Source organism: Streptomyces sp. SID486 (assembly GCF_009865385.1).
GTDB lineage: Bacteria > Actinomycetota > Actinomycetes > Streptomycetales > Streptomycetaceae > Streptomyces.
Genome location: NZ_WWJT01000748.1, coordinates 23,727 through 45,917 on the forward strand (window position 1 = coordinate 23,727; position 22,191 = coordinate 45,917).

Below are 22,191 nucleotides of genomic sequence, written 5' to 3' on the forward strand. Positions count from 1 at the left end.
GCGGGATGGGTGAGGTGGCGATCAGGGGACGGAGCGCAGTCGGCGGGCGGACTGGAAGGAGCCGCCGAATAGCAGGCCGGCATCGTCGAGCTGGCGGCGGGCGCGGGCGGCGGCCTGGGTGCGGGTAGTGCTATCGCTGGTGGCGTGCAGGGCGAGTTCATCCTGGGCGGCACGGCGCAGCAGCGTGAGGTCGATGGGGAGGCCGGCTTCGGTCGGGTGTGGTGCAGGGGGCTGGGCGCCGGGGATGTTGCGTGCGTAGTGCAGCAGGAGGTGGCGGGCGGGCAACGGCAGGGTGCCGCCGCTGACGCGATCTGCGGCGTCGGCGATGTTCAGCGCGCCTGTGAGGAAGTGGACGCGGGCGCTGAGCGGTCCCACAATGCGCTGTTCCAGGGGCCAGGTGCTGACTGTGAGCAGGCCGCGGGCGGGTGAGAGCAGATCGGAAGTGAGGGCCGGGCACAGGTAGTAGGGGCGGGCGCCGGGTGCGGAGCGGTAGGAGCGTTCCTCGTCGCGGCGCAGGCTGGTCAGCCGGGAGGGCGCCAGGGCACCGGCGAAGAAGGCTTCGTGAACGGTGCTGATGAGCTTGGGAGCGGCGGGCACGGCGAGCAGCGTCAGGACCTGGTGGACCTGCTCGCGCGCGGGCAACACGACCGGTGGCTGCCCCGCCGGTTTGTTCTCGGACAGGATGCGGCGCGTCCCGTCGTCAGCGGATGTCTCCTCGGTGTCCTCGGCCTGCTCGAACAGGGCGTCCCAGGCGCGCTGGGTGCGGCGCAGTTCGGCGCGGAGTTGTCTGACCTGCTCGCTGTCACGAGCCAGTTGGGCGCTCCGCATGGCCTGCTGCAGCTGTTGCATGCGTTCTTCGAGTGCGTCCAGATGCTCCTGCATGGCGGCCACCTTACCGCATTCCAGTGTTTTCCAGATTTCTCCTGTGATTGCTGTTGTAGAGTTTCTGTCACTTCGTCAACTCCCGCTGGTGCGGGAGCGTCGGACAGTCCTGCCTGCACCGAGGAGAGCCGTCCATGAAAGCCCTGCACACATCCGACTGGCACCTGGGCCGCACGCTGCAGCGCCGCTCCCGGGACGCCGAGTTCGACGCTGTCCTGGCCGAGATCACGGCCATAGCGGAGGACGTGCAGCCGGACCTGATCGTGCACAGCGGTGACCTGTTCGACTCCTACCGGCCCGCGCACAAGGACGTCCTGCGCGCGATGCGCTGCCTCAATGGCCTCGCCAGCATCGCCCCCACCGTGGTCCTGGGCGGCAACCACGACTCCCCCGAGTTGTTCGACCTGCTGAGCTACGTCTGCACCCTGCGGCCGTACGCCGGCCAGGATCGTCTGTGCTTCGTGCACAGCCGTGGCGACAGCGACCCTGGGACGGTGCTCGACTTCGCCAGCCGCGACGGACGCGAGCGGATCCGCCTTGCTGCCCTCCCCTACGTGCACCCCAACCGCTACCTGCATCTCTTCCCCAACTTCGGGACCACCGAGGGGGCCTACGCGGCTGGCCTGCGCACCCTGCAGGACGGCCTGCTCGCCCGGCTGCGCGACGGCTACGCCCCGGACCGGGACGTGCTGCTGTTCACCGCCCACCAGTACGTGGCCAGCGCCGTCCCCGCGCAGAGCGAACGCATGTGGGAGGCGCGCGAGCCCTACGCCACCGACCCCGCCGCCCTGCCGGCTGTTGCCTACTGCGCGCTGGGCCACATCCACAAGCCGCAGCCGGTCGGGACCGGCCGGCTGCCGGCTCGCTACGCCGGCAGCCCCCTGCAGATGGACTTCGGCGAGAGCGAGGAGACCAAGAGCGTCACCGTCGTCGAAGCGGGGCCCGGCCGGCGCACCCTCATCACCCCGCACACCCTGCACGCCGGACGGCGCCTGGCCCATTTCCACGGCACCCTCGAGGAACTGCGGGCCGACGCGGACCAGTACAGCGGCGTCTACCTCAAGGCCGTCATTTGCAGCGACGAGCCCGTCCTCCGGCTGGGGGACAAGGTCGCCGAGCTGGTGCCCCAGGCAATCGTGGTGAGCATCGAGGAGGACTGCGCAGCCACCCGCACCAGCGCCCTCACCAGTGCTGACGCGTCCGAGGACGGCACCGTGGACCTCACCGCGACGTTCGGCAGCTACCTCGCCGACCGCGGCACCCCTGGGCAGAGCGCCGACGAGGTGGTGGCTGCCTTCGCCGACCTCCTCGCCGCGCCGGAGTCCACGCTGCCCGCCTCCCCCGCCGAGCAACTCCTCACCGAGGCCCTCGCCACCCCCTGGACCGGCACCGCCGGCAGCCGAACGGAGACGGCATGAAGATCGTCAGCCTGACCTTCTCGGGCCTGCGCAGCTATCCCGGCACCTGCGGCCCGCTCGACTTCACCGGCAAGAGCCTCGTCGGCATTCTCGGCGACACCGGCGCCGGCAAGACAAGCCTCCTGGAGGCCATCACCGCCGGCCTGTACGGCAGATGCTCCTGGACCGACCGCGCGGCTCAGCTGCGGGCCGACGACTCCCCAACGATGATGATCGACCTGACGTTCGCCGTGGACGGCCGTCAATGGAGGGTGCATCGCGTCTTCCACGAGACCCGCCCCACCCAGGCACGGCTGACCGGCCCGGACAACAAGAACATCGACGGCGTGCGCGCCGTCGACGACGCCATCCGTAGCCTCATCGGCATCGACTACGCCACCTTCCACTCGTCCGTTCTTATCCCGCAGGGCCGCTTCGGCGAACTGCTCAACGCCAACGACGCCGAGCGCACCCGAATCCTGAAGTCCATTTTCGGCGTCGAAGAGCTCCACCGAGTCCGCCAGCTCGCGCTCGATGCGGCCTCGCACCTCAACGAGCTGCTGCACCAGGCGGAGCGGGAGAACGACCGGCTGCACGAAGATCCGCGGGCCCAAGCGGTAAACGCACGCGAACGCCACGACCAGGCCCTTGGTGTCGCTGCCGACCTCGACAACCGCCGGTCCCAGCTGCGTCGGCTGCGCACCGAGGCTGCCCGGGCCAAGCAGCACGCCCGCCTCAGCGCGGGCGCCGCCGCCGCGCTCCAGGAGCGCCGTATCAGCGACTATCACCGCACCACGGAAGCCGTGCAACAGGCTCAAGCTGAACTGCAGCGTCTAGAGGACAAAAACGCCGCAGCCGAAAGCACCGCCCAGGCCGACCTCGAAACGGTCACCTCCCAGCAGAACGAGGCGGACTCCGCGGGGCTGGCCGCCGCGGTTCTGGCAGCGGCGGCCCAGGTGCTCAGCGACGTGCCCCGTCGGCTGACCACTCTCGAACAAGAGGAGAGCGCGCACACCCGGCTCCTGACCGAACTCGAGACCGAAGAGGAGGCACTGTCCCGGCGCGCCGCCGACCTGGACGACGAGGACCGGCGGGCCGACGCCCTGCGCAGCCGCGTACGGGATGGTGAGGACGAGGCAGCCGACGCCGGCGAGACTCTGCAGATGCTGACGGACGCCGTCCGCGCCGGCGTCGAGGCAGCCGGCGCACTGGCCCAGCAGCGGGCCGCCCAGGCCACCACCGACCACAAGCTCACCGCGCTGCTGCAGGCACCCCCGGCCGACACGCTGGACGCGGCGCGGACCGAACTACGTCGTGCCCAGGGCATGCTGGAGGACACTCGGCGCAGGGAGGCCGCGCACGCGGCGGGCAGCGGCCTGGTCGCCGGAGACGGCTGCCCTGTCTGTGTGCAGCCGCTTCCCGGCAATTACCGGCCACCGCAGCCACAGGACGCCGATACCCTCGCGCGAGCCGAGACGGCGGTAGAGGCAGCCATGGCCGCGCTGACGGCCGCCGAGCGGGAGCACACCCGTCACACCCACGAAGTCGAACTGCTCCGAGCGGCCCTGAGCGAGCAGCGGCGCAAGGTGCAGCAGGCCACCGACCGGCTGCAGGCAGCCCTGCCCCCGCTTCACGCACACGCCCTGCGGCTGGCGGCCCAGACGGCTCATCCCCAGTCGGCGACGTATGCCAAGGAGGTGGAGGACACCGCCGCGGCCGCGTTCTTCGCCCTCGCCGACCCCGCCACACCGGCGGACCACCGGGAGGCGGCGCTGCACGCTCTGCTCGGCGAGCCCCGCGACCGGGTCACGCAACTGCAGGAGACAGTCGTCGCCGGCCGAGCCGAGCTAACGCAGGCAGAGACCGCCCTGGCCGCCAAGCGGGCCTCGCTGACGGCGGACACCCGCGCGGCGGACCGGAGCCGCACGCAAGCACAGCAGGCCCAGCACCATCTGGCAGAAAGGCGGCTCAGTGTCCTGGCGAGCCTGTCCTCTCTGCCCGGGCCGATCCGCGCGCATCTGCCCCAGCAACCCGACCTCCCGACAGCGCATGATCTGGAGGCCGCCACCCAGGCCGTCCGGCAGGAGCAGGACCGTCACGAGGAACTGGCCGAACGGCACGCGGAACTGCGCACGCTGCTGCAATCACTGCTGGCCGAGCGGGAGAAGCTGGCCGAGCGTAGACGCTGTGAGGTCACCGAACCCCTGCACCGTCTGGAGGCCGGACTACACCGGTGGGCAGACAGCGCGCGCAGCGCAGCCGAGCTGATCGAGGAAGGACAGCGCCCGGCACTCACCCGCCCTCACGGAACCGGTGATGCAACAACCACCCAGGAGTACGCCGCCGCCCTTGAAACGTTCACCACGCGGCTGCTGGCATCCCTCGACGAGCACGAAACCGTCGCGCGGGCGGCCATGGCAGACCTGGCCGCCCAGCTTGCCGTGCACGCCGACGCACTGGCCGCCACCTACCCCTGCATCGCCGCCGCGCTGGTCGCCCCCGGCACGGACCCCCTGGGCCCCGAGTTGCTGGACAGCCTGACCAGCCAGGCCGGAACCCTCCGCAGCGAGGCCGCCCGCGCGCTGCGGGAAGAGCAGGACGCCCTGTCCCAGATCCCGCATAAGGACCGCCTCATGACGGCGATCGACGCCGGACAGCGCCAGAAGGCCGCATGGCAGACCGTGGCCGCGCACCTAACGGACGGAAAGTTCCCCGGTCACCTCACCGACCTGCGGACCCGCGCGCTGCTCGCACACGGCAGTGAGCTGCTGCAGCAGTTGTCCGGAGGACGGCTGGGCTTCGCCGACAACTTCGACATCGTCAACCTCGGAAGCCACAACCGCCGCAGCTCGCGCACCCTCTCCGGCGGCGAGACCTTCCAGGCTTCCCTCGCCCTATCCCTCGCCCTGATGGAAATGCACAGCCGCAGCGGCACCCGTCTGGAGAGCCTCTTCCTCGACGAAGGCTTCGGCACCCTGGACACCGCCGCCCTCGACAGCGCCCTGCAGGTCCTGCGCACCCAGGTCGGCCCCGACAAGCTGCTCGCCGTCATCAGCCACCTGCGCCCCGTCGCCGAGACTGTCAACGACGTCCTATGGGTGGAGAAGGATCACCGCGGCTCCCGGGCCCGCTGGCTTACCGCGGCCGAGCGCGACTCCCTCGTCCGCGACGACCTGTACAACCTGACGGACCCGGCATGACCCTCGTCATATTTCATGCACCGAATTAATGGTACTTGAGGCGCCATTTGAGATCGACACCTGAGCCTACCTGGCGTAATCCCTTCAATACATGTTACTGAATCCCATGTAGAGCTCTGGTGACAAAGATGATTCTGGAGGTTGTGGCCACAATCCCGGGGTCATCAACCTAACGTGATTAGAGGGATTCATATGAGCGAGCCTGCCTGCTTGCACCACGAGTGTCCACGAACCGTCTACTACCGGGGTCTGTGTTACCGCCACTATCGAGAAATCCTGGCCGCGCGCCCTGCAGAACCCAAGCGCCGAGCACCACGCCGCCCCCGTCAACCACTCACCTGCCCTGCATGCGGCTCAGATTTCAAAGGCACCTACGCGCAGTACACAGCCGTCGAATCCGGTCGACTCGCCTACTGCTCACGAACATGCCAGAAGTCGGCCACACGAATGGCCGACGTAGTTTGCTCGCGGTGCGGAACGACATTCCAGCGAAACCCGACGAGAATCCCTGCCTCAGGGGTCGTCTACTGCGGCATTGTGTGTCGAAATAAGTCCGGCAGCACCCGCCAAGGCGCAGTGGTTCCCTGCGAGGAGTGCGGTAAGGAACGTTACCTGAGTCCGTCGCTGGTAGGTGTGCGGCGTTTTTGCTCAACCAAGTGCAAAAGTGCGAGCCGCCAAGTTGAATGTGTCTGCAAACGGTGCGGCAAGGTGACAAAGCGGAAGAGTTCGCTCGCCACCATCTACTGCTCCCGCGAATGCGCGCTGGCGGCTAAGCGGGAGGAAGCACGTGGTTCTCTCAACCCCGACGGCTACCGGATGATCTCACAGGGTCTCGGAAATTCCCCTAAAGGAGAGCACCGCATTGAAATCGAAAAAATCCTCGGCCGCCCCCTACTCCCGACCGAGCAGGTGCACCATGTCAACGGGGTCAGGCACGACAACCGCACCGACGGACCGCTAGTGATGGACGAACGAGGGCGACTCCGGTCCGGGAATCTCGAACTGTGGTCACATGCTCACCCACGGGGCCAAGAGATAGGCCCGAAGCTGGAGTACGCGCGTGGCTTGCTAGCCTTGTACGGAACACAGGAAGAGCGCGAAACTTATATGGCATTCCTGGAGTACGTAGTGAACGCTGAAGGTGCGGAACTGGCTGAGGACACCCGATCTGTCTGACCGGCGTCGGCTGCCTCATGCAGGGTGGCGCCCAGGCGGATCAAGAACCGCATCAGGTTCGCCGCGTGATGGGAGTAGAAGTTGAGGATCTCCAGTTGCCGGGTGTCGGGGATGTGCTCGTAGTCGGTCAGGAGATCGGGGTCGGCGGCGACGGGACCCGACCTGCTTGACCTCCGAGACATGGATGAGCGTGGTGGGGTCGCGGGAGAGGACCGCGTCGACGCAGGTCTTGAAGATGTGGATGCAGTCCTCAATGCCGGCCTCGTACCCGGCAGTTCAGCCCCGATTGTCAGACCCTCCCCGTAGCGTTGTGAGTCCTACTCGCGGCGGCTGCGGGGAGCCCCCATGGACGACGAGCTTCAGATCGACAGCGATCAAGAACTCTTCCGCAACCCCGTCTACTACGAACCTGCCGGCCGCGCCCTCGACCTGGACCGCCCCGACCTCGGCGTCCCGCAAGGCCAAGACCTCCTGAACGTGCTCCTGCGCATGCGAAAACGTGTCCCCGTCGAAAAGCGAGGGCTCATCTGCCCCGAGTGCCGGGACCTCCGCGGCCGACGCGTCCCCATGTACCTCGTCCAGCGTGACGGCGTATGGCTTGCCTCCCACTACCGCAAACCGGGGGAGAAGCCCATCAGCCACGAGTCCGACGAGCACCTCGCCCGCAAGGAACGCGTCGCGAAGGACTCCGAAGATCACGGCTTCCACGCCGACATCGAGTCGCAGACCGCCGACGGGCACGCGCGCCTCGATGTGCGCATCAACGGCGCCAACGGCATCGTCCTCGGCTACGAGCCTCAGCTGAGCGCCCAGACAGCCCGCGGAATGCGTGCACGGGAGGCGTTCCGGCGCCGCGGCGGTATTCAGCCGGTCTGGGACTTCGCCGACCCCGACCACGCAGGCATCGGCACCGTCCCTTACGTCCGCACGCCCAACCTGCCGGCCTCCGTCATCCGCGTGCAGAAGAACCCCATCGCGGTCCAGGACGGCAACTTCGTCCTGGAGGAGGGCCAGTGCAGCCAGAACGGTTCGCTCACCCGGTGCCCGGAGAAGCCCTACGACCCGGAGAACCCCACCGACGCCGGGTACTGCGGGGGCTGGCACCGCGTCCTCATGCCCGCCCATCAGTCGAGCACCTTCACAGGGGAAGGCGACCTGACCCTCACCCGGTTCATCGTGGAAGCTGCAGCCGGTGAGCGGATCCCGTTCCAGCGGGGCGGCCACCACGGTTGGCTCCCCGCACAGCAGTGGCAGCAGTACCTCGAGGCGAACGGACCCGCCCTGGACGACAAGGAGTGCCAGCCATCCGTACGACAGGGGGACCGGCACGACAGGTGTACCGAGGACCGTCCGGCTTCGGAGGTGCGGGCTGAACCGAAGCAGAGACGTGGCAGCCGCGCAATCGTTCTTGAGTCCCGCCCTCGGGAAACCGAGGCCGCCAGGGTTCCGCTCGACGCGTCGGGTCAAGCGATCCCGCTTCGGCTGCGGTCAGCCCGCAAGCCTTCCAGGACCCGAAGGGCTCCCCGAGCACTTATCGTGCCGCAGGAAGCATGAGGCGTGATCTCTCGGCCACCGTTGACCGCTCTCGCAGCGTCACCTGATGCCAGAGGCCCCTGCCCGGTTCGGACGGGGGATGTCGTGTTTCCGCCTGACATATCAGTCCCTGGTGCCACAGTGGGCGCAGCACACCTATCACCCCTTTTCCGAGGAGCCGACCGTGGCCCAGAGCACCACCTATCGCACCAGCACTAAGCAGGACACCCTCGCCGACCACGTTGCAGAGTTCCTCAGCCGGGTCTCACGCGTACTCCGGAACTTGGCCGACTCGGCTGACTACGCGGCGAAGATGGTGCGGAAAGCGGACGCGGCACGGCGAAGCTGAACCGGCATCACCCAGGTAGGCCAGCAGACGTGCTCCGCGCGCGAGACGATCAACCGCGCCCTCACCGCCCTCGTGTGCGCCGGTCTCGCCATCGTCCGTTTCCACGTTCCCGGCCTGCGCTGGCACCGCGGACTCAAAGCCCGCGCCACGATGGAGGCCTTCTTCCGCCACCACATCCCCGCCAAGCGGCCCACCGGGGGCGACGGCCTGTTCGCCGCGCTGTGCGGCACGCTCCGAGACGAGTTTTCGGAGCTAACGGACGTCATAGAACACAAGAGCCCGGTGCACCGGCCGTGATGTCGGCCAGCAGTGCGGGAAGCAGATCCTCCTCGTAGACCGGCACGGAGTGTTTGCGCATCACGGGTACCAGGTGGTCGTCCCAGGGGGCATCCGAGCCCTGCAAATGCAGGACGTCAGTGCCCTCGGGGACGGCCGCGAGGTAGTCGGCTGCGCCCATCCGCCACGCAACCGCGGAAGGTGCTGCAGCCAGGAGGGCACGCATGTGTGCCAGGCCGGCCTGGTCGAAGTCAGCGCGGACGGCGATGTTCCATCCGGTGTCCGCCAGAGCACCAATGGCTTCGCATTCCCGTTGGGATGGTGTGCCGGCGGTGCAGATCACCCGTGGTCTCACGAGGTTGTCCCGGGCCAAGGCCTCCGTGCTGGCTGCGGCCAGCACGGAGGGGTTCTCGGTAACGAAGACCCACGTGCCGGTGGTCTCGGGAGGCTCCCAGTCGATATGGGCCAGCTCGCGGGGCGGCAGGGTGAATGTCGCACCGGGCGGGATCCGCCACCCCCGGGGCGTGACGCCGGTGATGATGAGCCCACCGAGCAGATCGTCGCAGTCCACCCCCAGACGTGCCCAGCCCGAACGCACGGGGGTACCAGAGGATCCGGTCAGGGCCAGCACGAGTGCGGGCAGCGCGCCCGTATCAAGGGCGTGGGGATTGCCGGATACCAGGAGGCGGCGGTCGATACGCCGCCCCGGCGGAGGCAGTCGCGCGGCAACCTGCAGCGCCTGGCTTAGCAGTTCGGCGGGATCCGGCGCATTGAGCAGGCGGGTAACCCATCCCAAGGTGCGCAGGCGGGTGAAGACGGTCTCTGGGGCGACGAGATCGCGGACATGAGCAGGTAAATCAGCGGCCTTGCTTTCGAGTTGAGCGCGGATACGGTCGGCCGCGACGGCCTGTTGGGTACGGCGGCGGGCGTTTGCCGCCAACCGTCGGTTGCAGGCGTGGGCTGCGACGGCCCCGGGGGTAAGGCGGGGGCCGCGGGTGGCCAGGGCAGCGGTCAATCGTTCCAGGCTGACGCGGCGGCTTTGGCCCGGTTCCAGGGGCCGTCCGTCGATGAGACCGGCCGCTGCGGCGCGCTGTACTGGTTCTGCGGGCACCGCCACTGTCACGGCGGGACCGCTGGTGAGGGACTCGTCTCCGCGCCGGTCGGCCACGGCCGCCAGGGCCTTCCACAGCCAGGCGAGTTCGGGGCTGAGCAGCGGGGCCAGATCGGCACCGTCGCATGCTCCCTCGCACAGGACGCAGCTCATGCCACTCCCCCGGCCTGGGGTGCGGAACCCGTGTCTCCGGGCAGGGCCTGGCCTGCGCGGATGAGCATGGGGAAGGCGACGACGGTGCCGTCGGCGCCTGCTTCGAGGTCGTGGGCGTCGATGCCGTCCCAGGCTCCGGGTGCGCCGTCCCACAGGTAGGACGTGCACAGGATGTCCAGGTCGAGTTCGGCGAGGTAGCGGGCCAGTCCTTCGCGGCCGCGCTCGTCGACTTCCGCGGGAACTTCGTCGAGCGGGACCAGGCGCAGGCCGGTGCTGGTGAAGCGGTCGTAGCTGGCGGCAATGGCGGCGAGCATAGGTGCCAGGACGACCAGGCGCCGTTCGCCGCCGGACAGGCCGGTGCGCGAGCCCCACTGACCAGTGACGGGCTTCCCGTCGGGGCCGGGGCGTTCCACGAGGTAGCGAACCTCGACCCAGCTGCGGATGTCGACGGCGGCGGCGAGGCGTTCTTGCATGGTGGAGCCGTCCGCGGCGGCCAGCAGGGACTGCAGTGCCTGGCCGACTTCTTCCTTCTGCGCGTCGGTGCGTAGGGCGTCACCGACGGTGCAGGACAGCTCATACACGGTGCGGGTGGCGGCGTCGAGGTCGCTGCGCAGGTCGATCTGGACTTGTACGCCGACGCCGGAGGATGCCTGGGCCGCCCGCATTTTGCGGTTGACGGTCTTCTTCCAGCCGGTCAGGGCGGCCCATGCGGTGCCGATGGCGGAGGGCAGGCGGCCGATGACGAAGTCGCGCAGCGCAGCCGCTTCCGCGGCGTCGAGTGCGGCTTTGGCCCGGCCGGCGAGGGCCTTGGCGCGTTGGGCAGCGGTGAGGGGGTCGTAGTGGGTTTCTGCGTGGGTGAGGACGAAGGTGTCGAGCTCTTCGATGCCGGCGGGTGAGTCGTCGTGGGCGATGGTCCAGGTCTGGGCGAGTTCGGCACGGACGGCGTCGTAGTGCTCGCCGAGGGTCTTCTTGGAGGCGGTGGGGCGGCGGGCGAGCAGGTCGTCGACGGCGGTGAGGAGGTCGGCGGTGTCGGTGTCCTTAGCTGTGAGGCGGGCATCGGCGCCGAGGGCCTGGGTAAGGGGAGGGCAGGCGAGTAGTGCGGTCAGGTGCGCCCGGGTGGTTTTCTGCAGGGGCAGGGATTCGTTGAGGCGTTCTTGGGCGGCGGTGAGGTCACTTTCGCAGGTGCTGAGGCGTTTTTCGGCGATGAGGACCTGCGCTGCGGCTTGCTTGAGCTGCTGGTGGAGGTCCTTGGCCTGTGCGGTGGCCTGCTCGTAGCGGCGTGCCGCGTCATCGGCGTCGCCGTGGGACTGGGCTTCGGTGAGTTCTGCCTGGGTCTCGAGCACGGTGGTGTGCATGTCCTGGGCGGTGTGCTGGAGTTCGGCGAGGCGCTCGGCGAGGGCGGCTTCGTCAGGCAGAGCGTCCACGATGCGCTGGATCCGGGGCAGCAGCCGGGTGGTCAGCTGGGTTGCGTAGCCGTTCAGCTGCTGGGCGGATGCCTGGCTTGTGTCGATCAGCTGGGCCAGGCCGCCGGGGTCGGCGGGCAGGCCTAGGCTCCGGGCGCGGGTCTCCCAGGCGGTGCGCAGGCGGGTGTGTTGGGCCGCGGCGTCATCGGCCCGCCCGCGCAGGGTCCGTGCGGTGCCGTGGCGTTCATGCGCCGTCTTCGCGGTGCGGGAGCGCTCGGCCTCGGCGGTGGTCAGCTCGTCCCGTGGGGGGAAGCCTCGTCCTTCGACGCGGAGGGCGTCGCGTTGCTGGCGGCGCTCGCCAGCAAGCCGGCGCTCGTTGGCGGCGCTGGTCTCGAGTTCCTGCGCGGTGGCGTCGAGTTCGTCGGCTTTGGCTCGTGCCCGTGCGAGGCGGGTGCGGGCGCCGATGTGTGAGGCGGCCGGGATTTGGTTGCTGGCGGCGTGCAGGGCGGTGGCGGGGTCTGCGGCGAGGGGGCCGGCGGTGAAGGTGCCGTCGCGTCCGATGACGAGCGCCGGCGTGTCCGGGCGGTCGGAGGGGGTGGCGGTGTCGGCCAGGGCGATGCGCTGCAGGAGGGCGCGGGCGAGGTCGGTGTGAGGGTGGCTGGGGGCGATGTCGAGGACTGCGGTCAGGTTGTGCTCTTGGACGGCCCCTGCGGGGCTGATGTGCCAGGCGTGGGTAGTGGCGCCGCCTTCGTACAGGTGGGCGCCGAGGATTCCGGAACTGGCAAGGGCCAGCTCCAGCAGGGCCTTGTGGTCGTCCGCATCGTCGAGGGTGGGGTGCCATTCAAGCAGGCTGCCGAGTGCAGTGTCGTCCTCGCCCGGCCCGGCCCAGGCGGGGCGCGGCAGTGGTAGGAGCCGTCCCGAGCGCAGGTGGTGGGCCTCGGTGCGGTGCTGGGCGGCGGTGGCGTCGAGGCTTGCTGCGGTGGCGAGGTGCTGCTGGGCTGCGCTCTCGTGACTGGCGGCGAGGGTTTCGCCGATGCGCAGGGCTTGGTCGGCCCAGGTGTTGAGCTGGTCGCGGACCGCGGCGGGTTCTGCGTGGATGAGGGCCTCGACGTCGTCCGTGTCCCATACCGTCAGTTCGTCCCCGGCCAGTGGTGCTTCGTCGTGCAGGCCCCGCAGAGCGGGGTGTTCGGGTGCCCACCGGGTCAACTCGGCGAGTGCCTGGCGGGCGGCCGAGCGAGCCGCCGCGGTGGCGCGGTCATGGGCCTGGCTGGCTTCGTCGTAGGCGCTCTCGGCGCCGGCTGCTGTGCGGTGTGCGGTCTCGGCTGTCTTTTCGGCCGCCGCGACGGGGCCGTGGTCGCGTAGGACCAGTGTGGCCCGGTCGGCCGTGGATCGGTGTTCCTGGGCTCGGGTCCTCAACGTGGTGGCAAGCTGGTCGAGGCCTTCGCGGTCGTAGGTGAGGGTGATGCCCGGACCTGGATCGGCGATGCGGTCGGCGACCGGACGGGTGACGCGGGCCCGGGGGTGGTGGGCGAGCAGGGTCTCAAGGGCCACCGGCGGGGAACCGGCCGCCTCCGCGTCGGCCAGGGTGTCCTCGATGTCACCGATGGCGTCGTCGAGGGCGTCTCGGCCGGTCTTGGTCTGGGTGCGGGCCTGCTGGGCGGCGGTGTGCAGGCTGTCGTAGCTGCTGGATGCGGCGCGCTGTTCGGCGCGGAGCCGTTTACGCAGGTCCATGACGTGCCCGTGGGAGCGGTAGGCATCGCTGGTCTCGATGGCGCGGACGGCGGCCTGAGCCTTCTGGTGGGCGTTGTCGAGCCGTTGGACGTCGCCTGCGGCCTGATCGGCTTCGGCCTTCGCGCTCTCCAGCAGGCCGGTGCACTGCTGGACGCGGCGCTTGCGGGTGCTGGCGTCGTCGTGGGCGTGGCGTGCGGCGGTGTGGGCGGTGCGGGTGACGTCGACGGCGTGCCCGGTCCATACGCGGGCGAACTCCTCGAGGAGGGTGGCGGCGCGCTCGTCGCGTTCGAACGCCTCGCGGGTCGTGTCGGATTCGGCGAGGGCCTCGGCGGTGGCGGTGAGAACGTCCTCAGCCACGCCGGGCAGGGACTGGCGCAGTGCGTCGGCGGCTGCGGCCGGGGAGACGTCGCCCAGCAGGGTGGGATTGCGCACTTCCCGCAGCCGTGAAGCGAGAAGCCTCAGTTCGCCGGAGGTGGTGGACCAGATGCGGGCGGCCAGCTCTTCGATGTAGTCCTCGGGCTCGGCAAAGACCCGTCCGCCGACGGCCTCGACGCCGTCGGAGAACTCCTCATGCTCCAAGGCGCTGTTGTGGGGGCCGCGCAGCGCCAGGTCCTTCAGCGGCCGGCCCGGCACGGTGAAGGGGACGACCCTGACGGCGGGGGTGGAGCTGGGCGAGTACTGCAGCCGGACACCGAAGCTGACGACGCCGTCTGCCGCCCCGTCCGGCGCGTTCGGTGCCGGTTCGCCGGCCGGGGCTGCGAACGTCAGCCAAAGATAGCCGTAACGGCGGCCCTTGGCAGGGGCGCCTTCGCTCATCAGGAGTTTCAGGGTGGTGGGGCGTGCCTTGCCGGCGGCCAGTTTGGCTCCGTTCAGATCAAGCAGATAGGGCCACAAAGCTTCCAGAGCGGTGGTCTTGCCGGTCCCGTTGGGTCCGCGCAGCAGCAGCCGGCCCGATGCGGCAGGCAATTCCAGGTCGCCGTAGCGCCACACGTTCGACAGCCCGGCGCCGACCAGCCGCCAGCGGCCGCCGAAGCGGCCGGTGTTGCCTGACGGTGCGGTCGCCGGCGGCAGGGTGAAGTCGAGGTCGAAGATGCCACTCATGCAGGGTGTCCCTCCGGGTTCTTGTCGGTCTCGGTCGCGCTGAACAGGCCCTGCTGTACGGGGATATGGGGGCGCTGCGGTGTGGGTGTGCCGCGGCGTGAGCGAGTGCGGGCGGTTTTGGGCTGGGCGGTGCCTTCCTCCGCCCAACGGCCGGTGGTGGGGGCGAACCACCACATGAGCGTCGTCTCGCCATCAACCTGCGGGGTGGTGGGGGTCAACCGGGCCAGGTGGGTGCCCGTCAGCAGGTCGCGGACTTTAGCGACCAGTAGAAAGGGGTCTCGGACGTACTCGGTGCTCCAGCCGCCGCGGCCGGAGGTGTTGTCGGCGCCGAATGCCGTCAGTGCTGCCACCACCGCCTCCTCACTCAGGCTGCGCCAGCCCGGTCCGGGGGCGTTCTCAACGGCGCCGTGCAGGGCGGCATGGTCGAGGAGCAGCAGCGCGGCGTGGGCAATGGTTCCGGGTGCCGGAAAGGGCATCGGGCCGAGTTCGCTGAGGTGGCGAAGGGCGTCGTCAGGCACCACGAATGCGGCTCCCTCCGCGCGGCGTTCCAGTACGAGCCCGAACGCGTCGGCCAGCGGGCCGCCGTCGTCGCCGCGCACACGCTGGCTCAGCCACTGGGCCTCGGCATCGTCCAGTAGCGCGGTGTGTACACAGGTGTCGTCCACGAGCGCGCGGCGCATCCGGCGGGCGGCGTCCGGTTCGCGCTGTGCCTGTTCCAGCCATGCGTGGGGGTCGGCGGCCGGATCGAGGGTGCCGGGGTTGGCGATGACGTAGGCCAGCCGGGTGTGGTGGACGGCCAGCAGCACTGGTGCTTGTTCGTCGTGCAGGTAGCGGTCGAGGTCACCGTCGAGGCGTTCGATCACGCCGCGGTCGTCGAGCATGTGCAGGGCGGCCAGGATCGCCCGACGTTCCGTGATGTCGTGGTGGACGGGCAGTCCGGCCTCGGCAGCGGCAGCGTGGGCCTGGGTGACCAGGTGTCCCACGGCGGTACGCGGCGGCATCGACTCGGCGGCAGCCAGCAGCAGGAAGAACCAGGAGCAGGCGGCGGCATTCGGTCCCTGGTCGGCCCACGCCTGGGGGCGTGGTGGCGGGCTCTTGCGCAGGCGGACCAGGTCGCGTTCGACGATCAGGCCCCATCCCAGCCGGGCGACGGCGGAGCGCAGCGCGTGCTCGTTGCGGCGTACCGCGGCAATAAGTTCGTCGTCGCGGCCGCCGATGAGCCAGCAGGTGGCCGCCAGGCGGCGCAGGAGTGCGGCTGCCTCGGCGTCGGCCTCGGGGCGCCATGCCCTGCGCCGCTGCTGAGAAGACGGGGATGCCGGATCCGGTGCGGACTCCTGCTCGTATACGGGAACGTCCGTGTCCTCGCTCATGCTGCGCCCTCCTGCCGGGAGATGATGCGGGAGGTTTCGTTGTCGGACGTGCTCGGGCCGGTGTGCGGGGTGATGCGCAGTGTTGCGTGCGCCGAGATGTCGTCCGTCATCGTCGTTCCCGCGAGGGCGGCGAGGGCCGCGGCCGAAGGACGCTGGCCGGGCCGATGGAAGAGCGGGATGCGTCCGGGCAGGAGCACCCTCCAGGTGGGGGCGTGCAGGATGCCGGTACCAGAGCCGGTGTGCACGAGCGTGCAGGCAAGACCCCCGCTCGTGCCGGTGCGGCGGGGCCCGGTTGCGGCGGCGCGCGCGGCGGCCATCAGGGCGGCAAGCGCGACCCGGGCGGCTGCCTCGTCCAACTGCTCGCCGGGAAGCGCGGCCAGAACCTCGGCGAGCGCCCTTTGGTGTCCGGCCTGGCGGCGTGCCCGGGCCTCGGCGACCTGGGCCTTGGCCACGGTGTCGTCGCGTGGTGCGGCGCCTCTGCCACGCGGCCCCGACCGGCCGGCGGTGCGCAGCAGTGTCGGCACCGGCACCTGCGGTCCGCCACGCCAGGACGGGTTGCGGCCCATGTCGTCCTCGTCGGCCTGGCCGTAGAGCTTGCGCCAGGAATGGTCGCCGACCGCGGCCTGGAAGATCTGCACCCCGATCTCCGGAGTCAGCACCGCCCGGGCCAGGGCCAAGGCGCGGCTACGGGTGGAGGCGGTGCCTGCCGAGGAGTGCAGCCGACGCAGGTTGGCGTGCATGCCTGGCAGCGCCCTCACCAGGCGCAGCGAAAAACGTGCGGCCCGTCCGGTTCGGGCATCGAACCACGCGCACAGTCCGTCCCAGTCCTCCGCGCGGCCGCCGCGGGAGGCGCTGAGGGCACCCGCGGCGATGAGGTCACGGGCCTGGGAGGCATCGACGACCGCCTGGGCCAGCAGGCCGAACCACGGCCGCAGCACCGCGAGTGCTGCGGCGGCCCGTGCGGAGCCGGAGTCGAGTTCGACTGCCACGCGGGTGGCGTAGTCGACCAGAAGACCCTTGAGGTCGTTGGTGTGTTCCTCGTCCAGGTCGAACCGGTCGGCGAGACCGATCAGGGCATCCTCGGCACCCACCAGGGCAGCGTCGAGGTCGTCGTGGCTGGTGAACACAGAACTCACGGCATCCAGCACGGTAGCGTCGAGAAGGCTGGCATCGGGCTCGCCCACGCCCAGGGCTGCAGCGAGCTGTTCAAGGTGGGACACGATGCGGCTGAGCGACACGATCGGGATTTCCCGCACGGTGACCGTTCCCGCCAGGACCTGGCGGTAGAAACGCTGGACGTGCCTGCCCGCCGGGCTGGCGGTGTAGCGCCAGTTCCGGGGCAGAATCTCGGCGTACCGGCGCGCGTGACTGGTGTCCGACCGGAACGAAACCGCACCCATGTCTTTCAGCGCGTCCAGGCGCTTCTCCACCAAGCGTGCGTCCAAGCGCACTCCGGCAGCCACCAGTGCTGCCACGACCTCGGCAACCGTCAGGTCGGTCACCGACCCCTCCAGCACATCCATGATCGCGATGTAGTCGTTGGCTTCCGGCCGCACCAGGTATCCCACCACCTGACGCGCATCAGTCACGTCGTCAGCCAGGCCCAACTTCGGCTCTTCTGGCGTCACCACTCCCCCATCCACGGTGCCAAGGGCCGCATATCCGGACCTCGTTTTGGAAAGTAGCCGTCACCACTGACAGAGCCCCGGGAAATCCGCGAATTTAAGCGGTGCCCCCTGCCAAATATGGCTCGAACACGCCGCCCGCCTCTCAGGCGAAATGGATCAAGCGCCGTTGACAGTCTCAGCTCGCTTCCCCCTCGTCAATTTCCGCACCTGACCTGCTTCGATGGTCGACTCGACTGGAAGAATGATCACGCAGAGCCCGGCTGCCAGGCGGGTGGCGTCACAGTCATCGCCACCTTCGGGACGCCGGATGAATTCGGCCATATCGGCCTGTGAAGCGCTGCTGACGCTAAACAACAGGACCGAGAGGCCACACCCCCGAGAATTCGACAGCGCGTTCGAGAATTCAAGGAGTTGACTCTTACGCGTGACTGCCGGGGAGGTCGCGCCCGGCATGCACGTCGAATCCTCCAGGCAACTGCCCTTGCTGGTCTCTCAGGGGTACTGACAACCTCCCATCGCCGGGCCGCGGCAAGAACACCTTCGTGCGGGACATGGCAACCCTTCGAAGCTTTCCACGGCGGCTGGCGGTCCCGGTGCTGCGAGTTGCCGACGCAGTGGCGGTGCCGCGCCGTAATACCTCCCTCCCGCTGCACTGCTACGGTCGCGTGTATGACGCTCTCGGTCTCCACGGGTCGGGCTGTTGATCTACGGGTGCAGCCGGTTGATGAGGTTCTTGATCACGTCGAGCGGTCTCTCCAGGTGCGCTTGCTATCAGATGCGTTGATTCGCAAGCGCCGTTCTGTGGGAGCCCGGACAGACCGCGATACCTGGGTTCGGATCGAGCGACGCTTGCTCGACAAGATCACCGATCAGGGGTGGAACGGCACCGAATGTGCCGCGCGTCTGGAAGGCGTCGTCCAGCCCGCATGGCTGGGATGCGTGGTCTGGCGCGACACGAGTGAGCCAGTGATGTGGCGGGCCGATGAGACGGAGCTGCTGCCGGGCGCTCCTGTCGGTACCGCCGTGTTGAGCGAGGCCCCGGAACTGCCGGGCGAGTGGTGGGAAGCGCTGAACGCCTCGTTGAACGCGCTGGCGGCTCAGAGCACGACGCGGGTGGCCACACCGGACACCGTCCCCGTCACCCAGGCCCTCGTCACCGAGTCCATCCGCAGTGTCTTCCCCGACGACTTCGACACAACTGTGAAGCGGTGGGTGCCGGCCCATGCGGATCTGAACTGGGCCAACATGACCTCTCCGGCGTTCAGCCTCTTCGACTGGGAGGACTGGGGTAACGCACCGCTGGGGCTGGACTCGGCCTCTCTGTGGGCCAGTTCCCTTGCCGTCCCGGCTCTGGCAGAACGCGTACGGCACGAGCGCCGTTCCGATTTCGAGAGCCGGGACGGCAAGTTGATGACGTTATTCGTCTGCTCGAAGATCCTCGGACCGTACGTGCACCCGGAGGACCCTCGGCTGGAACCCGCCCGGCGTATGGCAAAGCAGGTCATCGAGGAGCTTCAGGCAGGCTGACCGCGCGAGCGGTCTGGTCTCGAAGGAGACTCCGGTACTCCTGGACGGTCCGCTCATCGACCTCGCCGACCAGGGCGCCGACGAGCTCGCCCAGATGGGCGCGTTCATCGGTGCCCACGGCAACGGAGTCGACCTGCGGGAGGTGATAGGCGGTTCTGAACGCCGCTTGCACGCGGGAGAGCTGGCTGTTGTCCCGGAGGAAGACGCGTGGGTCGATCCTGTCCCACACTGGGGCGCTGGTGCTGCCTCCGAATGGGCTCATCCCCCACACCGTGCCGCCGCACGGACACCACCCCTTGATAAGCGCATCTGCGGCATCCAGCGTTCTGGCTCCGACAAACAAGCCGGCGCGGACCATGAGGACCGCTGGCGTCGGTGCGGTCGTGTCGATCAGGTTCAGCAGCGATGCCGGGTCCCAGGATGCGACGCCCCAGGCAGCGCACAGTCCCTTCGCTGCGGCGGCGTCGAGGGCGGTGCACGCCTGCGCCAGCAGGTCGTGGTGGTGAGGGATGGCTTCGCGGAGTGAATGTTCCGGGTTGTGCAGGAACACCAGGTCCGGCTCACGTCCGAGGTCCTTGGCCGCCTGTTCCACCGCCGAGTGCAGCCGTGTGGGATCCAGGGAGTGCTCCACCCCGTCCGGCCCCGGGAAATAGCCGACCTTGGTGGAGAGCGTGAACTTCGGCAGCAGGTCGCCGGCTGTCCGCGCCAGCCTCTGGTGCGAGCGGAAGTCGAGGTAGTTGGTGCTGGTGTCGAGTGCGGTGACACCGAGGTCCAGTGCCCCGATCAGGAGACGGCGTTCGTGACGAGACCGGTGTAGCCCGAGGACAACTCGGGGGTCAGTACCGCGCACAGTTCCTCCTTCACCAGGATCTCGGCGAGCTCCGTCACTTCAGTCCCGACGACGGCTGCGGCTCGCTCCAGCGGGACGGGCCTGCCGCTCAGCAGCAGACGCAGTGCGGGCAGGGCCTTGGCCGCGAAGGTGAGCTTTTTCCCCGAGGTCACGATGTCGACGCTCTCGCCGTGCTCTTGGAACCGGGGAGGGAAGTGGGTGGTGCACGCCACGGCGTCGAGCGGTCCGAGTATGTCGAGGAACGGCACCTGCCGAGGCAGCATCGTCTCCTGCTCGTAGGCGTCCAGGAAGTCGTCCGGGGAGCGTTCGCCGACCAGCTGGGCGGCAGCTGTGGTTAGGGCTTCGCCGCCGGTTTCGTGCCAGCGGTCGAGGTCGTGGCGGAAGATCTCGCGCTCGCGGCACCAGTCGGCAAGCCAGGCGAGCCAGCTCGCTCCCGTGCGCTTGGTGATGCCGAAGGTGACATGAAGGCTCTTGCCGGAACCGCTGCCGGTCCGTGTCGCCTGGTGCCAGTGGCCTCGGGGGATGTGCATGACGTCACCCGTCCGCATGACGCCCGACCAGATGATCTTGTCGCTCGGGGTGTTGTTGGGGTCGGAGTCCCGGTACATCGGGACCTTCCGCGAGGCAGCGTGTACCTCCCACTCCTTCTCACCGGCGAGTTGGACGATCACGACGTCGTGGTCATCCCAGTGCAGGGGGAAGCCGGCGGCATCGTTGGTCGTCAGGTACGCGTTGACCTGGACTCGCTCGCGGGACCACCACTGCAGGGCCCGGCAGGCGACCTCCATCGTCGGATCGAAGACGTTGGCCTGGTCCATGATCACCGTTGCGCCTTCCTGCAGGAGCTTGCCCAGGCTGCGCATGTTGACCATGGGGATGCTCTGGCCTCGGGGGCTGACGCTGTCGGTGTAGTAGATGGCCGGGTGGACCTCCTCACCTTTCTGGAAGCACCGGAATTGCGGGCGGTTCAGGCTCCTGCGCATCGCGATGTCGAGCAGGCGGTTCGCAGTCATGATGCGGGAGACGAGTGTGGGGTCCTCCATGCTCCCGCGTACAAAGCTATTGCCCAGCTCTTCGGCTCCACTCCAGCCGAGGGCTACCTCGATGGCGCTGATCAACCGATGTTCCATCGTTGCCTCCTTCATGGGTTCGACCGCGTGATTCGGACGCGGTGGGGGCCGGCACGACCGACCACACCCGCCCCCACCGCTTGGTGCCTACTCGCTGTCGTGCAGGTTGCCGTCGCCACCCGGCCACGGCGCATCGCCGGAACTCCCGGCGTTGTCCGACCGGAGGCTGTCGTACCGGTCGTGGACGGCGGTCAGCTCTTCCACCGCCACCAAGAGACCGCTCTGGGCCGGAGGCGGTGCCGTGTGCTCTGCCACCTCGTACTCCTTCCTCTTCGGTTCTCCCGCCAGAGCTCCGGCGGGAGGTCAGTGACTGCCCCACGGCGGCGGGAGAAGTGGTGCCGTGGGACAGCGGGCATTGGGGGCGGGTGGGCCGCGGTCCTACACTCGCGACTGGACAGGGCCGCGATTCATCGGCAAGGTGCCTGTGTCCTGGCGGATATTGGTCTCCAAAACGCGCTGGTCCAGTTCGTACAGACATGCACGGCAGGCGTAGAGGGACGCGTGCATGCCACTTGACCGGACGGGCCCGATCCATGTCACCTCGACGTCGTCGCGTCCGCACCACAGCCAGCACTCGCCGCGCGCCTGCCATTCGTGGCGGTCCCACACCGCGTACTCAGTGGGCTCCCTTGTGACAGGGTCGGTATCGCGGCGGGTAGGACGGAAGACCACATCGGGATCAGGAAGCGGATTCGCTCGTAAGGCGTGCCGTCCCATCACCCCACCGCCAGAGTGAGCGACTCGAACTCGGCAACGACCCCGCGCATCGGCCGGAGCGCGAATAACCTGCGCAGAACGGCGGCTCGGATAGCGGGCGCCGCCGTGGGAAGCGCGATCTCTGCCCATACGCGCTTCCCTCGGCCGGAGGGCTCCCAGGCACACCGCGAAGCGAGAAGTCCGACCAGCGCCAGACCGCGCCCATTCTCGTCGTCGTTCTGGGCACAACTCGTTCGCGGAGCCGCGGGATTGCCATCGTGGACATCGATCACCAGGCGACCGGGCCGGTGGTACAGCGCGACGGTGACGGGCCCCTTCCCATGCACCACGGCGTTGGTGATGAGCTCAGAAGCAACAAGACGGATGGCGTCAGCCGTCTCGTCGTCCATCGGCACGCCCCACGTGCGCACCTTGTCGACGGCCTTGCACCGGGCGAGGGACACGTCCCTATCCGCACCCGCGAGGATGAATCGATGGACGAGCGTGGGCATGGCGGATGCCTCCGAAGAGCTGGAGAGCGGCTCCGTCCCCGACGGGGGAACAGGGGCGGAGCCGCCGATATGGAGGCCGTTCCAGAGCGGACGCCCTGGGCGTGCTCCGTAGACGGCTGATACTCAGTCAACGGCTTCCAGTCCTCAGGGCGGAACGTTTCTAGGG

At 68.9% G+C, this 22,191-nt stretch carries 14 protein-coding genes; 5 read left to right on the forward strand and 9 right to left on the reverse strand.

The window, feature by feature from the left end; genetic code table 11:
* Positions 1-21: 21 nt before the first annotated feature.
* Positions 22-882: a hypothetical protein gene (locus GT045_RS34740; protein ID WP_161336639.1), complete on the reverse strand. Its 861-nt coding sequence runs from the start codon at positions 880-882 to the stop codon at positions 22-24.
* A 134-nt stretch (positions 883-1,016) separates the two neighbouring features.
* On the opposite strand from GT045_RS34740, the gene GT045_RS34745 reads away from it, so the two are divergent.
* The 4 genes from GT045_RS34745 to GT045_RS34765 all read left to right on the forward strand — a co-directional run bounded on the left by GT045_RS34745 (position 1,017) and on the right by GT045_RS34765 (position 8,209).
* A complete protein-coding gene (locus GT045_RS34745; protein ID WP_161336640.1) occupies positions 1,017-2,300 on the forward strand; it encodes an exonuclease SbcCD subunit D in 1,284 nt (427 codons plus the stop codon).
* Entirely contained in the window at positions 2,297-5,479 is a 3,183-nt protein-coding gene (locus GT045_RS34750) for an SMC family ATPase (protein ID WP_161336641.1), read from the forward strand. The genes GT045_RS34745 and GT045_RS34750 overlap by 4 nt, the downstream gene beginning before the upstream one ends.
* A 708-nt stretch (positions 5,480-6,187) precedes the next feature.
* Positions 6,188-6,655: a hypothetical protein gene (locus GT045_RS34755; RefSeq protein WP_161336642.1), complete on the forward strand. Its 468-nt coding sequence runs from the start codon at positions 6,188-6,190 to the stop codon at positions 6,653-6,655.
* A gap of 345 nt (positions 6,656-7,000) precedes the next feature.
* A complete protein-coding gene (locus tag GT045_RS34765) occupies positions 7,001-8,209 on the forward strand; it encodes a hypothetical protein (protein WP_161336643.1) in 1,209 nt (402 codons plus the stop codon).
* A 590-nt stretch (positions 8,210-8,799) separates the two neighbouring features.
* Here GT045_RS34765 and GT045_RS34770 read toward each other — a convergent pair.
* From GT045_RS34770 to GT045_RS34785, 4 genes are read right to left on the reverse strand one after another with little or no spacing between them, the layout of a single operon-like run.
* Positions 8,800-10,077, reverse strand: coding sequence for a DUF2399 domain-containing protein (locus GT045_RS34770; RefSeq protein WP_161336644.1), 1,278 nt, complete (start codon positions 10,075-10,077; stop codon positions 8,800-8,802).
* Positions 10,074-14,312 carry an SbcC/MukB-like Walker B domain-containing protein gene (locus tag GT045_RS40585; protein ID WP_161336645.1) on the reverse strand — a complete coding sequence of 1,413 codons (4,239 nt, stop codon included), beginning with the start codon at positions 14,310-14,312 and terminating at the stop codon, positions 10,074-10,076. The genes GT045_RS34770 and GT045_RS40585 overlap by 4 nt, the downstream gene beginning before the upstream one ends.
* On the reverse strand, positions 14,309-15,682 hold the full coding sequence (locus GT045_RS34780; protein WP_237539109.1) for a DUF2398 family protein: 1,374 nt from the start codon (positions 15,680-15,682) through the stop codon (positions 14,309-14,311). The genes GT045_RS40585 and GT045_RS34780 overlap by 4 nt, the downstream gene beginning before the upstream one ends.
* Positions 15,679-17,310 (reverse strand): DUF2397 family protein, encoded by a 1,632-nt coding sequence (locus tag GT045_RS34785; protein WP_345942849.1) that lies wholly within the window; start codon positions 17,308-17,310, stop codon positions 15,679-15,681. Before GT045_RS34785 ends, GT045_RS34780 begins: the two co-directional genes overlap by 4 nt.
* A gap of 669 nt (positions 17,311-17,979) precedes the next feature.
* Here GT045_RS34785 and GT045_RS34790 point away from each other — a divergent pair.
* A complete protein-coding gene (locus GT045_RS34790; protein ID WP_161336646.1) occupies positions 17,980-18,837 on the forward strand; it encodes a hypothetical protein in 858 nt (285 codons plus the stop codon).
* Here GT045_RS34790 and GT045_RS34795 read toward each other — a convergent pair.
* From GT045_RS34795 to GT045_RS40260, 4 genes are all read right to left on the reverse strand, one after another.
* Entirely contained in the window at positions 18,812-19,687 is an 876-nt protein-coding gene (locus GT045_RS34795; protein ID WP_161336647.1) for an aldo/keto reductase, read from the reverse strand. The genes GT045_RS34790 and GT045_RS34795 overlap by 26 nt on opposite strands.
* Entirely contained in the window at positions 19,621-20,817 is a 1,197-nt protein-coding gene (locus GT045_RS34800) for a cupin domain-containing protein (RefSeq protein WP_161336648.1), read from the reverse strand. The genes GT045_RS34795 and GT045_RS34800 overlap by 67 nt, the downstream gene beginning before the upstream one ends.
* An 87-nt stretch (positions 20,818-20,904) precedes the next feature.
* A complete protein-coding gene (locus GT045_RS39235; protein WP_181924954.1) occupies positions 20,905-21,072 on the reverse strand; it encodes a hypothetical protein in 168 nt (55 codons plus the stop codon).
* 461 nt (positions 21,073-21,533) lie between these two features.
* Positions 21,534-22,025 carry an ATP-binding protein gene (locus GT045_RS40260; RefSeq protein ID WP_161336649.1) on the reverse strand — a complete coding sequence of 164 codons (492 nt, stop codon included), beginning with the start codon at positions 22,023-22,025 and terminating at the stop codon, positions 21,534-21,536.
* Between the last annotated feature and the right edge of the window lie 166 nt (positions 22,026-22,191).

What these genes read in the sequence shown, in the direction of transcription:
- GT045_RS34750 (WP_161336641.1), top strand. Translation starts at nt 2,297, where the DNA reads ATGAAGATCGTCAGCCTGACCTTCTCGGGCCTGCGCAGCTATCCCGGC.
- GT045_RS34740 (WP_161336639.1), bottom strand. Translation starts at nt 882, where the DNA reads ATGCAGGAGCATCTGGACGCACTCGAAGAACGCATGCAACAGCTGCAG.
- GT045_RS40585 (WP_161336645.1), bottom strand. Translation starts at nt 14,312, where the DNA reads ATGAGTGGCATCTTCGACCTCGACTTCACCCTGCCGCCGGCGACCGCA.
- GT045_RS34765 (WP_161336643.1), top strand. Translation starts at nt 7,001, where the DNA reads ATGGACGACGAGCTTCAGATCGACAGCGATCAAGAACTCTTCCGCAAC.
- GT045_RS34745 (WP_161336640.1), top strand. Translation starts at nt 1,017, where the DNA reads ATGAAAGCCCTGCACACATCCGACTGGCACCTGGGCCGCACGCTGCAG.
- GT045_RS40260 (WP_161336649.1), bottom strand. Translation starts at nt 22,025, where the DNA reads ATGCCCACGCTCGTCCATCGATTCATCCTCGCGGGTGCGGATAGGGAC.
- GT045_RS34800 (WP_161336648.1), bottom strand. Translation starts at nt 20,817, where the DNA reads ATGGAACATCGGTTGATCAGCGCCATCGAGGTAGCCCTCGGCTGGAGT.
- GT045_RS34790 (WP_161336646.1), top strand. Translation starts at nt 17,980, where the DNA reads ATGACGCTCTCGGTCTCCACGGGTCGGGCTGTTGATCTACGGGTGCAG.
- GT045_RS34780 (WP_237539109.1), bottom strand. Translation starts at nt 15,682, where the DNA reads ATGAGCGAGGACACGGACGTTCCCGTATACGAGCAGGAGTCCGCACCG.
- GT045_RS34770 (WP_161336644.1), bottom strand. Translation starts at nt 10,077, where the DNA reads ATGAGCTGCGTCCTGTGCGAGGGAGCATGCGACGGTGCCGATCTGGCC.